Origin of the sequence: Citrobacter sp. wls706 (assembly GCF_005281305.1) — a bacterium.
Taxonomy (GTDB): domain Bacteria; phylum Pseudomonadota; class Gammaproteobacteria; order Enterobacterales; family Enterobacteriaceae; genus Citrobacter; species Citrobacter werkmanii.
Genome location: NZ_SZXG01000030.1, coordinates 49,908 through 62,972 on the forward strand (window position 1 = coordinate 49,908; position 13,065 = coordinate 62,972).

Here is a 13,065-nt window from a genome sequence, read left to right on the forward strand (position 1 = left end):
CACTATGCAATATATCCAGCAACCCCAGGCTATTGAGGCCAAAAGTTTCGACATTATTGGCGAGATTATCCGTGAAACCCGTCCGGACTATCAGTTTGCCAGTCCGTTGCATGAAGCCATTATCAAGCGGGTCATTCACACCACCGCGGATTTCGACTGGCTGGACATTCTGTGGTTTTCCAGTGATGTGCTGGAGCAGTTCTGCGCGGCGCTTAGCCGTTCGAGCGTGATTTATACCGATACCACGATGGCCCTTTCCGGGATCAATAAAACGCTGCTGGCAAAATTTGGCGGTGAGTGCCGCTGCTATATCAGCGATCCACGGGTCGTACGAACGGCAAAAGAGCAGGGGATCACTCGTTCAATGGCGGCTGTCGATATTGCGGTGAAAGAAGAGGGGGAAAAGCTGTTTGTCTTTGGCAATGCGCCGACAGCGCTGTTCCGTCTGCTTGAGCATGATGTTGCCGTCAGCGGTGTGGTTGGTGTACCGGTCGGGTTCGTGGGTGCTGAGGAGTCGAAAGATGCGCTGACCCAAAGCAACCTCCCGGCCATTGCTGCGTTAGGACGTAAAGGGGGAAGTAACGTCGCCGCTGCTATCGTCAACGCCATGCTTTATCACATGCAGGGGGCGCGATGAGCGAGGCCTTCGATACGCCGGTGTGGCACAACGGTAAAGCGCTGCGTAAAGGATATACCACGGGATCGTGCGCGACGGCGGCTGCAAAAGTGGCGGCGCTGATGGTATTGCGCCAGCACCTGATCCATCAGGTTTCCATCGTGACGCCTTCCGGGGTGACGCTGTGCCTGAACGTCGAATCGCCGCATATCGAAGGGCAGCAGGCGATAGCCGCGATCCGTAAAGACGGTGGCGATGATGTCGATGCCACGCATGGGATGCTGATTTTTGCCCGCGTGACGTTAGATGATAGTGGCGTGATCGCCTTACAGGGCGGTGAAGGGGTCGGTACGGTTACCCGCAAAGGGATCGGTCTACCGGTGGGGAGTTCGGCGATTAACCGGACACCTCGCCAGACCATTGAGTCTGCGGTACGTGAGGCGATTGGTCCAAATCGTGGGGCGCAGATTGAGATCTTCGCGCCGGAAGGCGAAGAGCGGGCGCAAAAAACCTACAACTCGCGTCTCGGCATTCTGGGCGGTATTTCGATTATTGGCACCACGGGTATCGTCACGCCAATGTCGGAAGAGAGCTGGAAGCGTTCGCTGTCGCTGGAGCTGGAAATTAAACGCGCGGCGGGTCTGGATCGCGTGGTTCTGGTGCCGGGAAACCACGGTGAACGTTTTGTGCGCGAACAGATGGGCATCGACACGCAGGTTGTGGTCACCATGAGCAACTTTGTCGGCTACATGATTGAAGAAGCCGTCCGTCTGGGATTTCGGCAAATCGTGCTGGTGGGACATCCCGGGAAACTTATCAAAATCGCGGCGGGGATCTTCCATACCCACAGCCATATTGCCGATGCGCGCATGGAAACGCTGGTGGCCCATCTCGCGTTGCTTGGCGCACCGCTGGAACTGCTGAGGCTGGTCAGCGACTGCGATACTACCGAAGCGGCGATGGAACACATCGACGCGTACGGCTTTCAGCATATTTATAACCATCTGGCGGAGCGTATCTGTATGCGCGTTCTGCAAACGTTGCGCTTTACCAAAAATCCCCCGACCTGCGACGCCATCATGTTCTCGTTTGACAATCAGGTGCTTGGTAGTAATCGCCCGATCGCTGAAATTGCTGAGGAGATGCAATGTTAACCGTTGTGGGAATGGGACCCGCGGGTTTGCATTTGATGACGCCTGCAGCGCGTGAAGCGGTCGCAACGGCTGATGTGCTGGTCGGCGGAAAGCGGCATTTGCAGCAATTCCCGGATTTTACCGGTGAGCGGTTTGCTCTTGGCGCCAATATTGCGGAGCTCCTGAACTGGGTAACTGCGCACCAGGATAAGCATGTCGTCGTGCTGGCGTCTGGCGATCCGCTGTTTTACGGCATTGGGACGCGCATGGTGGCGCATTTTGGCATCGGGCAGGTACGCATAATTCCCGGTATTAGCGCGGTGCAGTATCTGTGCGCGCAGTCCGGTATCGATATGAACGATATGTGGCTGACCAGTAGCCACGGGCGCAGCGTCTGTTTCGATGAGCTGGCCCGACATAACAAGGTGGGGATGGTAACAGATGCGTTGTGCGGCCCACGTGAAATCGCACAGGAGCTAATCACTCGAGGCAAGGGACATCGCTGGATGGTCATTGGCGAAAACCTGGCGATGGAAAACGAGCGGATCCATGTCCTGCCTGTGAGTGAAATTAACGCCGACTATGACATGAATGCAGTGGTGATCCTTGATGAAAGATGAGCTGTTTCTGCGTGGAGAAAAGGTGCCGATGACCAAAGAAGCGGTACGCGCACTTGCCCTCTCAAAACTTGAATTACACCGTGCCAGTCACCTGATTGATATTGGGGCGGGAACCGGCAGCGTGTCGATAGAAGCGGCGCTGCAATATCCCGGATTGCGCGTGACGGCAATCGAACGTAACCCGGCGGCGCTCAGGTTGCTGGATGAAAATCGCCAGCATTTTGCTTGCGCAAATATCGACATTTTTCCCGGCGTTGCGCCGATGACCATCGCCGAAAAAGCCGATGCCATTTTTATGGGTGGCAGCGGTGGGCATCTGACCGATCTCATTGACTGGTCGATGCGTCAACTGCATCCCGCCGGGCGGCTGGTCATGACGTTTATCCTCCAGGAAAACCTCAACACCGCGCTGGTTCATCTGGACCATCTGGGCGTACAGGGAGTGGATTGCCTGCAGCTACAGGTTTCCTCGCTTACCACGCTTGGCAGTGGTCATTATTTCAAACCGAATAACCCCGTATTTGTTATCGCCTGTCAGAAGGAAGGAAACCATGTCTGAGATTTTTGATCCCCGTAGCGTGTGGTTCGTTGGCGCAGGTCCTGGCGATCGCGAGCTGATTACCCTCAAAGGTTACCGTTTGCTACAACAGGCGCAGGTGGTTATCTACGCTGGATCGCTGATTAACACCGAACTGCTGGAATATTGTCCCGCCGATGCTGAATGTCACGACAGCGCTGAACTGCATCTGGAGCAGATCCTCGATCTGATGGAAGCTGGCGTGAAGGCTGGCAAGACCGTGGTGCGTCTGCAAACTGGCGATGTCTCACTGTACGGTTCCGTCCGCGAGCAGGGCGAGGAACTGACCAAACGCGGGATCGACTGGCAGGTGGTGCCCGGCGTCAGCGCCTTCCTCGGTGCGGCGGCAGAACTCGGCGTGGAGTACACCGTGCCTGAAGTCTCACAAAGCCTGATCATTACCCGTCTGGAAGGGCGCACGCCGGTCCCCGAGCGCGAACAGCTGGAGTCGTTTGCCAGTCACCAGACATCTATGGCGATTTATCTGTCCGTTCAGCGTATTCATCGGGTGGCCGAGCGTTTAATTGAAGGTGGTTATCCGGCGACCACGCCAGTGGCGGTGATCTACAAAGCGACCTGGCCGGAAAGCCAGACCGTGCGCGGTACCCTTGCGGATATTGGCGACAAGGTGCGCGATGCGGGCATCCGCAAAACGGCCCTGATTCTGGTCGGTAATTTCCTGGGCTCGGAGTATCACTACTCCAAACTCTATGCGGCGGACTTTAGCCATGAATACCGTAAAGCCTGAGTCAATTGCGCTTTTTTGCCTGACGCCAGGCGGCGTTGTGCTGGCGAAACGTCTGGCGGCTATGCTGCCGGTCACCTGTTTTACCAGTGAAAAGCTGCTGGAGGAGGGGTTTATTCCCTTTGAAAACGGCTTTGCCAATACCGCCCGTGATGCGTTTATGAACTACTCGGCGCTGATTTTTATCGGGGCGACCGGCATTGCGGTTCGCGTGCTGGCTCCGCTGGTCAACGATAAATTTTGCGATCCGGCGGTGGTGGTCATTGATGAACGTGCCCAGCATGTCATCAGTCTGCTTTCCGGTCACGCGGGGGGCGCGAATGCGCTGGCGCGTTATCTGGCAGGCATGTTGGGGGCCGACCCGGTAATCACCACGGCGACGGATGTCAATGATATGGCGGCCCTGGATACACTGGCATTCCAGTTGAATGCGCGGATGAGTGATTTCCGTTCGGCGGTGAAGATCGTTAATCAGATGTTGGTCAGCAACAAACGGGTTGGCCTGTGGTGGGATGACGAACTGACGCAGGATGTCAGCCATTGTGATCGCCGTGGTTTTATCACGGTAACCGATCTCAATCAGCTTCCCGAACTGGATGCGCTGGTGTGTATCACCTTACGCACCAATTTACCCGATCTGCCTGTTCCGCACTGGAAGCTGGTGCCGCAGCGGGTTGTGGCTGGGATTGGTTGTCGCCGCGACACACCGTTCCCGCTGCTGGCTGCGCTGCTTGCCCGCCAACTTGAAGCCCAGCAGCTCGATCCGTTGGCACTAAAAGCCATTGGCAGTATCACGCTGAAAAAAGATGAGCAGGGCCTCATCCAGTTGGCCTCGTGCTGCCGCGTGCCTTTCGAAACCTTTACCGCTGACGCGCTGCGTGAGCATGAGCACCGTTTTCCGGCCTCATCGTTTGTTCGCAAAACGGTGGGGACAGGAAGCGTTTCTGGTCCTGCAGCCTGGCTGCTGAGCCACGGACAACTGTTAGGCGAGACCCTGCGAGAACAGGGCGTCACTATCACTTTGGGAGTTTCACACTGATGTTAAGCGTAATTGGAATTGGCCCTGGCTCGCAGGCAATGATGACCATGGAAGCCGTTGAAGCTTTGCAGGCAGCGGAAATTATCGTTGGCTATAAAACCTACACCCATCTGGTAAAGGCTTTCACAGGCGATAAGCAGGTGATCAAAACCGGAATGTGCAAAGAGATTGAACGCTGTCAGGCGGCGATCGAACTGGCGCAGGCGGGTCACAATGTGGCACTCATCAGCAGCGGTGATGCGGGGATTTACGGTATGGCCGGGCTGGTGCTGGAGCTGGTCAGTAAGCAAAAGCTGGATGTTGAGGTCAGACTGATCCCAGGCATGACTGCCAGCATTGCCGCCGCCTCTTTGCTGGGCGCGCCGTTGATGCACGACTTCTGCCACATCAGCTTAAGCGATCTGCTAACGCCATGGCCGGTTATCGAAAAACGCATTGTTGCCGCTGGTGAAGCCGACTTTGTTATCTGTTTCTACAACCCACGCAGTCGGGGTCGCGAAGGACATCTGGCGCGCGCATTTGAGCTGCTTTCCGCCAGCAAGAGCGCGCAAACGCCGGTCGGTATTGTGAAGTCAGCCGGACGTAAAAAGCAGGAAAAATGGCTGACCACCTTGGGTGAAATGGACTTTGAACCGGTTGATATGACCAGTCTGGTGATCGTTGGCAACAAAACAACCTATGTGCAGGACGGCCAGATGATTACGCCACGAGGTTATGTGCTGTGAATTACGGTGATGTGTTGGTCATGGGCGGTACCAGCGATGCGCGCATGCTGTGCCAGCAACTGGATGCGGCAAACGTGGCCTACACCCTGTCAGTTGCGACCCCGACGGGGAAACAGCTGGCGGGAGACATCAAAGGTCAGGTGCGCTGCGGGCGTCTGGAACGCGAGCAAATGATAGCCTGGCTGCAGGAAAATCGGACGCGCTGGGTGATCGACGCCTCGCATCCGTATGCCGAGGTGGTGAGCCGCAACATCATGAGCGCTTGTGAAGCCGCGGGCGTACTGCTGAGCCGCTATCAGCGTCCTGAACAGTTGAGTGGTTTAACCCACCCGCATCTGCATACCGTGCAGAGTATTCAGCAAGCCTGCGAGGTGGCGCGACGCTTCGGTAAACGCGTGTTGCTCACCACCGGCAGTAAAGATCTGGCCATCTGGCGCGAAGGGTTGCCTGAAAAAACGCTGCTGGCGCGCGTTCTGCCTGTACCTGAGGTCATTCAGCAATGCGCTGATCTGGGCTTTGGCGTCGGTGAGATCTTCGCCTTGTGCGGACCGTTTAGCACCGAGTTCAACGCCGCGTTTTATCGTCAGTGTCAGGCTGATGTGGTGATCACCAAAGCATCCGGTGCGGAAGGTGGTTATCAGGAAAAAGTTCAACCCTGTCTGGATGCCGGTATCCCCTGCATCGTGATTACACGTCCGGCACCGTTGGTGACGGGAGAAGAGTTACTGGAAAGTCAGGCCGCATTTGGGGCGCGTTTAACGCGCTGGCTGGCCGCTGCTTAAGGAGTTAGAGATGAAAAAGGCGCTTCTGGTGGTCAGCTTTGGCACCAGCTATCACGACACTTGTGAGAAAAATATTGTGGCCTGTGAGCGCGATCTCGCGGCCAGTTGCCCGGATCGTGACCTGTTTCGGGCGTTTACCTCTGGGATGATTATCCGCAAGCTCAAGCAGCGTGATGGCATTGATATCGACACGCCGCTGCAGGCGCTGCAAAAGCTGGCGGAGCAGGGGTATCAGGATGTGGCTATTCAGTCACTGCACATCATCAACGGCGATGAATACGAAAAAATTGTCCGCGAAGTGCAAAGTATGCGTCCGCTGTTTTCTCGCCTGACGCTCGGCGTACCGCTGCTGAGCAGCCATGAAGATTACGCCCAGCTGATGCTGGCGCTGCAACAGCAGATGCCGCCGCTTGGCGAAAAGGAAAAAGTGGTGTTTATGGGGCACGGCGCCAGCCATCATGCCTTTGCCGCTTATGCCTGTCTCGACCATATGATGACGGCGCAGCGCTACCCGGCGCGGGTCGGGGCGGTGGAAAGCTACCCGGAAGTAGATGTGTTAATTGAGAGTTTGTCTCAGGAAGGGGTGACGGCGGTGCATCTGATGCCGCTGATGTTAGTTGCTGGCGACCATGCCATCAATGATATGGCCTCCGACGAAGACGATTCGTGGAAGACATTGTTTAATGCGGCCGGGATACGGGCTACGCCGTGGCTCAGTGGGTTGGGTGAGAATCCGGCGGTGCGCGCCATGTTTGTGGCGCATTTACAGCAGGCGCTGAATGTGGCGCTGGAGGAAGCGGCATGAGCGGAAAACTGTACGCATTAAGCACCGGGCCAGGCGCTTCCGATCTCATTACCGTGCGCGCCGCACGCACGCTGGGTCAGCTCGATATTCTCTATGCGCCTGCCGGGCGGAAAGGCGGCGATAGCCTGGCGCTGTCAATCGTGCGGGAGTATATCGGCGAGCAGACCGAAGTCCGCTGCTGCCATTTTCCTATGAGTGCCGACAGTGCTGAAAAAGAGGCAGTTTGGGATGAGGTTGCTGCCGCGCTGGTTCAGGAAGTGGAGGCCGGTAAACAGGTTGGTTTTATTACCCTTGGTGATGCCATGCTGTTCAGTACCTGGGTCTTTTTACTCCAGCGTATTGGCTGTCCTGACTGGTTGGAAATCGTTCCGGGCGTGACCTCTTTCGCCGCGATTGCCGCGCGTTCAAAAACGCCGCTCGCTATGGAGCAACAGTCGCTGGCGGTGGTCTCCTGTACCGCGCCGGAAGCGGAAATCCAGCAGGCGCTAAAGCAGCATGACAGCCTGGTACTAATGAAGGTGTACGGTCGTTTTGCGCGCATCAAAGCATTGCTGCAACAAGAGGGCTTGTTGAATTGCGCATTGATGATGTCTGAAGCCACGCTGCCTAGTGAGCAGTGCTGGCGTCATCTCAACGAAGTCAGCGACGACCAGCCGCTGCCTTATTTCTCGACCATTCTGGTTAATAAACAGTGGGAGTATGCACAATGAAGCTTGAACAACAGCTAAAACAGCTGTCTTTCAGCGGGTTGGCTGCGGCGCTATTACTGATGATTGTCCCTGAGCAAGCGTTCGCCATGCACATTATGGAAGGCTTCTTGCCGCCAATGTGGGCGCTGGCCTGGTGGCTGCTGTTTTTACCTTGCCTGTGGTACGGATTAGTGCGCTTGCGTCAAATCGTCCAGGAAGACAGCCACCAAAAAGTGTTATTGGCCTTGTGCGGCGCGTTTATTTTTGTGCTGTCGGCGCTGAAAATTCCTTCCGTTACCGGAAGCTGCTCGCATCCGACCGGTGTCGGCCTGGCGGTTATCCTGTTCGGACCGGGTGTGGTCGCTATTCTCGGTGCGATAGTCCTGCTGTTCCAGGCCTTGCTGCTGGCGCACGGCGGTTTAACGACGCTCGGGGCCAACGGCATGTCGATGGCGGTGATTGGCCCGGTAGTGGGTTACATGGTGTGGAAAATGGCCTGCCGCTCGGGGCTGCGCCGGGATGTCTGCGTCTTCCTGTGTGCCATGTTGGCGGATCTCGTCACCTATTTTGTTACTTCTGTTCAGTTGGGCGTTGCGTTCCCTGATCCGTCCGCTGGCGCAGTGGGGTCGATTGTGAAATTCATGGGCATTTTCTGCCTGACGCAGATCCCAATCGCGATTGCGGAAGGTCTGCTCACCGTAATGATTTATGACCAGCTAACCAAACGACAGTTGATAACCGCACAAGGACATTAACGATGAAAAAGACGCTGATTTTGTTAGGCATGGTGGTGGCGCTGGTGATCCTGCCGTTCTTTATCAACCACGGTGGGGAGTACGGCGGTTCAGATGGTGAGGCGGAAAGCCAGATTCAGGCTATTGCCCCGCATTATGAGCCCTGGTTCCAGCCGTTGTATGAACCCGCAAGCGGTGAAATTGAAAGTCTGCTGTTTACGCTCCAGGGATCGCTTGGCGCAGCCGTGATTTTCTATATCTTGGGTTACACAAAGGGCAGGCAACGCCGTGATGACCGGGCTTGACAGGCTTAGCTATCAAAGCCGTTGGGTTCATGTCTCGCCGGTGCGGAAATTTCTGCTTTGGCTGATGATGATGATTCTGGCGTTTACCCTGCCCCCGTTGGGGCAGGGTATCGAGCTGTTACTGATTGCCGCGCTGAGCTGCTGGCTGCTGCGTATTTCCTTCTGGCGCTGGTGCCGTTGGATGGCATTGCCATTTGGTTTTCTCACGGTTGGCGTGGTGACCATTTTGTTTAGCATCAGCCGCGATCCACAGACGCTGTTGGCCAGCATACCTGTGGGAAGTTACTGGTTGGGGATCAGCGCACCAGGCCTGGTAACCGCCAATGAAACCTTCTGGCGCAGCCTTGCCGCGTTGGCGGCAACCTTCTGGCTGGTACTGAATCTGCCGTTTCCGCAATTAATTATCTTACTCAAACGCGCGCACGTTCCTCGCCTGCTAACTGAGCAGATCCTGCTGACCTGGCGGTTTATTTTTATCCTGTTAGATGAGGCGCTGGCTATTCATCGCGCACAAACGCTGCGTTTTGGTTATCGTAGCTTGCCGTTGGGCTACCGCTCTCTGGCAATGCTGGTGGGATTGCTGTTTACCCGTGTGTTGATCCGCTACCAGCAAATGACCACCACACTGGATATCAAACTGTATCAGGGTGATTTTCACCTGTAAGGAAAAGTATGCTTGCCACCTCAGCGCTTTGGTTTCGCTATCAGGATGACCCGATCCTCAAAGGGCTAACTCTGGATTTTTCGACGCATGCCGTCACCGGACTGGTAGGCGCTAATGGCTGCGGGAAATCCACGCTGTTTATGAACCTGAGTGGCTTATTGCGCCCACAGCAAGGCGCGGTGATGTGGCAGGGCAATCCGCTGGATTACAGCAAGCGCGGCCTGCTGGCGCTGCGTCAACAGGTGGCAACGGTATTTCAGGACCCCGATCAGCAAATCTTTTATACCGATATCGACAGCGATATCGCCTTTAGCCTGCGCAATCTTGGGGTGGATGAAGCTGAAATCGCTCGCCGCGTGGAAGATGCGCTTACGCTGGTCGACGCCCAGCATTTTCGCCATCAGCCCATTCAGTGTTTAAGCCATGGGCAAAAAAAACGCGTGGCGATTGCTGGTGCGCTGGTGTTGCAGGCGCAATATCTGCTACTGGATGAACCCACTGCAGGCCTTGACCCATCAGGCCGCACGCAGATGATTGAGATAATCAAGCGCATCGTGGCGCAAGGAAATCACGTGGTGATCTCCAGCCATGATATCGATCTTATCTATGAGGTCAGCGATGCAGTTTACGTTTTACGCCGGGGCGAAGTGCTGACGCACGGCACGCCGGGTGAGGTTTTCGCCCGGACGGATCTTATTGAACAAGCTGGATTGACTCAGCCCTGGCTGGTGAAGCTGCATACTGAGCTGGGTTTCCCGCTGTGTAAAACAGAGGCTGAATTTTTTAGTTGTATGCGAGAGAACGCACTGAAGGAGGCGTCATGACGCAGGCAATAATGTTGCAGGGAACGGCATCTGATGTGGGTAAAAGCGTATTGGTCGCCGGGCTGTGTCGTATTTTTTATCAGGATGGACTGCATACCGCGCCGTTCAAATCGCAGAACATGGCGCTGAACTCTGGCATTACGCCAGAGGGAAAAGAAATGGGCCGCGCGCAAATTTTTCAGGCCGAAGCCGCAGGCATTACGCCAGATGTGCGTATGAACCCGGTGCTGCTTAAACCGACCAGCGATCGAAAAGCGCAGGTAGTGCTGATGGGTAAAGTGGCAACCGATATGGACGCGGTGAGTTACCACGAGTACAAGCCACGTCTGCGGGAACAGATCTTGTCAGTTTATAATAGCCTGGCGCAGGAGTTCGATGTGCTGGTGCTGGAAGGTGCGGGGAGCCCGGCAGAGATTAACCTGCGCGATCGCGATATCGTCAATATGGGCATGGCTGAGATGGCGCAGTGCCCTGTCGTTTTGGTGGCGGATATCGATCGTGGCGGCGTGTTTGCCTCTATTTACGGCACGCTGGCGCTACTGCATGACCATGAACGCGCCAGGGTAAAAGGGGTTATCATCAATAAATTTCGCGGTGATGTGGCGCTGCTGTACTCCGGTATCGAGCAAATTGAAGCGCTGACCGGTGTTCCGGTGCTGGGCGTCATGCCATGGCTGGATGTTGATCTGGAAGATGAAGATGGCGTGGCGCTGCAAAAGGGCAAGTATCTGCGTACTGATAAACGCGACATCGATATCGCCGTTGTTCAACTTCCGCACATTTCAAACTTCACTGATTTCAATGCGCTTGCGGCACAGCCGGACGTGCGCGTGCGCTATGTTCGCCAGCCTGAAGAACTGGCGGGGGCCGATCTGGTGATTCTGCCAGGCAGCAAAAACACGCTGGGCGATCTGGTCTGGCTGCGTGAAAGCGGAATGGCGCATGGCGTCGTGCAATTACATCGTAATAACGTACCGGTGGTGGGGATTTGCGGCGGCTATCAAATGCTCGGCGACACCATCATTGATGAAGTAGAGTCGGGCCTCGGTACGCTGCCGGGTCTGGGCTTGCTTAATACGGTGACCCATTTTGCCCAGCATAAAACCACGACCCTGGTTGAGGGGCAAATGTCTTCTGCGCTGCCTGACTGGCTGGCGGGCGCGGCGGGGTTACCCGTTCGCGGTTATGAAATCCATATGGGCGAAACGGCATTATCCGAAGCATGCCAGTCGGTAATGACACTGCGCAAAGAAGGCGGCAATGTCGCTGACGGCGCGGTAACGCCGGATGGCCTGGCCTTCGGTACCTATCTTCACGGACTGTTCGACAGCGATGCATTTACCCGTGCGTTGGTGAATGGCCTGCGTGTACGCAAAGGGTTAGCACCGCTGGATTCCACCTTCCATTACGCGCAATATAAATCGCAGCAGTTTGATCTGCTGGCGGATGCGATGCGACAACACATCGATATTGAGAAAATTTATACCATCATGCAGCAACATCAGGAGCCCGTATGATGATTCTGGTTACGGGCGGCGCACGAAGCGGCAAGAGTCGGCATGCGGAAGCGCTGATCGCTGATTCCCCAAACGTTCTGTATATCGCGACTTCGCAGATTTTTGATGAGGAGATGGCGGCGCGAATTCAGCACCATCGCGATGGGCGTCCCGCACACTGGCGTACTGCCGAGCGCTGGCAACATCTCGATGAACTGATAACGGCAGCAAACGATCCTCAGGAAGCCATTTTGCTGGAGTGTATCACCACCATGGTAACCAATCTGCTGTTTGCGCTGGGTGGTGACAGCGACCCGGATAGCTGGGATTACGCGGCGATGGAGCAGTCCATCGAGGATGAGATCCGTTCGCTAATTGCTGCCTGTCAGCGCTGTCCGGCAACGGTCGTACTGGTGACTAACGAAGTCGGAATGGGAATTGTTCCGGAAAACCGTCTGGCCCGTCATTTTCGCGATATTGCAGGACGCGTGAACCAGCGACTGGCGACGGCAGCTGATGAGGTGTGGCTGGTGGTATCAGGAATTGGAGTCAAAATTAAATGAGTAAGTTGTTCTGGGCAATGCTGTCTTTCATCAGCCGCTTGCCCGTTCCTGCTCGCTGGTCGCAAGGACTGGATTTCGAGCACTATTCGCGCGGTATCGTGATGTTCCCCCTGATAGGCGTGGTGCTGGGCGGGCTAACGGGGTTGGTCTTTATGGCACTGCAGCCCTGGTGTGGTATTCCACTGGCAGCCTTGTTCGCCGTATTGACGCTGGCATTGCTGACCGGGGGATTTCATCTGGATGGTCTGGCGGATACCTGTGACGGCATTTTTTCGGCGCGCCGACGCGAGCGGATGCTGGAAATCATGCGCGACAGTCGTCTGGGCACCCACGGTGGACTGGCGTTAATTTTCGTTTTACTGGCGAAGGTGCTGGTGGTGAGCGAACTGGCTTTACGTGGCACGCCAATGCTGGCGGCGCTGGCTGCGGCATGTGTCGCCGGGCGGGGTACCGCTGTTTTGCTGATGTATCGACATCGCTACGCCCGCGAAGAAGGGCTGGGTAATGTCTTCATCGGCAAAATTACCGGGCGTCAAACCGCCGTCACGCTGGGGTTGGCGGCGATCCTGGCCGCCGTGCTGCTTCCGGGTATGCGGGGTGTGGCGGCGTTGGTTGTCACGATGGTGGCGATTTTCATTCTTGGGCAGTTATTAAAACGTACGTTGGGTGGGCAAACCGGCGATACGCTGGGCGCAGCCATTGAACTTGGCGAGTTAATATTCTTGCTGGCTCTGCTTTGAGTCAGCCA

General features: G+C 55.9%; 17 protein-coding genes. All 17 read left to right on the top strand.

Translation table 11 applies throughout. The annotated features are described in order from the left end of the window. Nucleotides 1-4: 4 nt before the first annotated feature. The 17 genes from FDW92_RS08015 to cobS are packed head-to-tail and all read left to right on the top strand — an operon-like array spanning nt 5 to nt 13,057. Entirely contained in the window at nt 5-637 is a 633-nt protein-coding gene (locus tag FDW92_RS08015; RefSeq protein ID WP_008785140.1) for a cobalt-precorrin-8 methylmutase, read from the top strand. Next, a complete protein-coding gene (cbiD, locus tag FDW92_RS08020; RefSeq protein WP_038641657.1) occupies nt 634-1,770 on the top strand; it encodes a cobalt-precorrin-5B (C(1))-methyltransferase CbiD in 1,137 nt (378 codons plus the stop codon). The genes FDW92_RS08015 and cbiD overlap by 4 nt, the downstream gene beginning before the upstream one ends. Then, nucleotides 1,764-2,369, top strand: a complete 606-nt coding sequence (locus FDW92_RS08025) for a cobalt-precorrin-7 (C(5))-methyltransferase (protein WP_042307592.1) — start codon at nt 1,764-1,766, stop codon at nt 2,367-2,369. Before cbiD ends, FDW92_RS08025 begins: the two co-directional genes overlap by 7 nt. Beyond that, nucleotides 2,359-2,928 (top strand): decarboxylating cobalt-precorrin-6B (C(15))-methyltransferase, encoded by a 570-nt coding sequence (locus FDW92_RS08030; protein WP_042307594.1) that lies wholly within the window; start codon nt 2,359-2,361, stop codon nt 2,926-2,928. The genes FDW92_RS08025 and FDW92_RS08030 overlap by 11 nt, the downstream gene beginning before the upstream one ends. Then, nucleotides 2,921-3,694 (top strand): cobalt-precorrin-4 methyltransferase, encoded by a 774-nt coding sequence (locus tag FDW92_RS08035; RefSeq protein WP_042307599.1) that lies wholly within the window; start codon nt 2,921-2,923, stop codon nt 3,692-3,694. Before FDW92_RS08030 ends, FDW92_RS08035 begins: the two co-directional genes overlap by 8 nt. Then, on the top strand, nt 3,675-4,730 hold the full coding sequence (gene cbiG / locus FDW92_RS08040) for a cobalt-precorrin 5A hydrolase (RefSeq protein WP_042307600.1): 1,056 nt from the start codon (nt 3,675-3,677) through the stop codon (nt 4,728-4,730). Before FDW92_RS08035 ends, cbiG begins: the two co-directional genes overlap by 20 nt. Then, nucleotides 4,730-5,455, top strand: coding sequence for a precorrin-3B C(17)-methyltransferase (locus tag FDW92_RS08045; RefSeq protein ID WP_042307603.1), 726 nt, complete (start codon nt 4,730-4,732; stop codon nt 5,453-5,455). Before cbiG ends, FDW92_RS08045 begins: the two co-directional genes overlap by 1 nt. Continuing rightward, nucleotides 5,452-6,237, top strand: coding sequence for a cobalt-precorrin-6A reductase (locus tag FDW92_RS08050; protein WP_042307605.1), 786 nt, complete (start codon nt 5,452-5,454; stop codon nt 6,235-6,237). The genes FDW92_RS08045 and FDW92_RS08050 overlap by 4 nt, the downstream gene beginning before the upstream one ends. Before the next feature lie 10 nt (nt 6,238-6,247). Continuing rightward, entirely contained in the window at nt 6,248-7,042 is a 795-nt protein-coding gene (locus tag FDW92_RS08055; RefSeq protein ID WP_042307607.1) for a sirohydrochlorin cobaltochelatase, read from the top strand. Then, nucleotides 7,039-7,752 (top strand): cobalt-factor II C(20)-methyltransferase, encoded by a 714-nt coding sequence (locus FDW92_RS08060; protein WP_042307609.1) that lies wholly within the window; start codon nt 7,039-7,041, stop codon nt 7,750-7,752. The genes FDW92_RS08055 and FDW92_RS08060 overlap by 4 nt, the downstream gene beginning before the upstream one ends. Beyond that, nucleotides 7,749-8,486, top strand: coding sequence for a cobalt ECF transporter S component CbiM (cbiM, locus tag FDW92_RS08065; protein ID WP_042307613.1), 738 nt, complete (start codon nt 7,749-7,751; stop codon nt 8,484-8,486). Before FDW92_RS08060 ends, cbiM begins: the two co-directional genes overlap by 4 nt. A 2-nt stretch (nt 8,487-8,488) precedes the next feature. Beyond that, complete coding sequence (locus FDW92_RS08070; protein WP_006683999.1) at nt 8,489-8,770, top strand: energy-coupling factor ABC transporter substrate-binding protein; 282 nt, start codon at nt 8,489-8,491, stop codon at nt 8,768-8,770. After that, complete coding sequence (locus FDW92_RS08075; RefSeq protein ID WP_042307616.1) at nt 8,757-9,434, top strand: energy-coupling factor ABC transporter transmembrane protein; 678 nt, start codon at nt 8,757-8,759, stop codon at nt 9,432-9,434. The genes FDW92_RS08070 and FDW92_RS08075 overlap by 14 nt, the downstream gene beginning before the upstream one ends. 8 nt (nt 9,435-9,442) lie before the next feature. After that, nucleotides 9,443-10,258, top strand: a complete 816-nt coding sequence (locus tag FDW92_RS08080) for an energy-coupling factor ABC transporter ATP-binding protein (protein WP_042307618.1) — start codon at nt 9,443-9,445, stop codon at nt 10,256-10,258. Next, the gene (locus FDW92_RS08085; RefSeq protein WP_042307620.1) at nt 10,255-11,775 is read left to right on the top strand and encodes a cobyric acid synthase; all 1,521 of its coding nucleotides are present in this window, start codon (nt 10,255-10,257) and stop codon (nt 11,773-11,775) included. Before FDW92_RS08080 ends, FDW92_RS08085 begins: the two co-directional genes overlap by 4 nt. Beyond that, nucleotides 11,772-12,317 (top strand): bifunctional adenosylcobinamide kinase/adenosylcobinamide-phosphate guanylyltransferase, encoded by a 546-nt coding sequence (cobU, locus tag FDW92_RS08090; RefSeq protein ID WP_042307622.1) that lies wholly within the window; start codon nt 11,772-11,774, stop codon nt 12,315-12,317. Before FDW92_RS08085 ends, cobU begins: the two co-directional genes overlap by 4 nt. Continuing rightward, complete coding sequence (gene cobS, locus FDW92_RS08095; RefSeq protein ID WP_042307624.1) at nt 12,314-13,057, top strand: adenosylcobinamide-GDP ribazoletransferase; 744 nt, start codon at nt 12,314-12,316, stop codon at nt 13,055-13,057. The genes cobU and cobS overlap by 4 nt, the downstream gene beginning before the upstream one ends. Nucleotides 13,058-13,065: the final 8 nt, after the last annotated feature.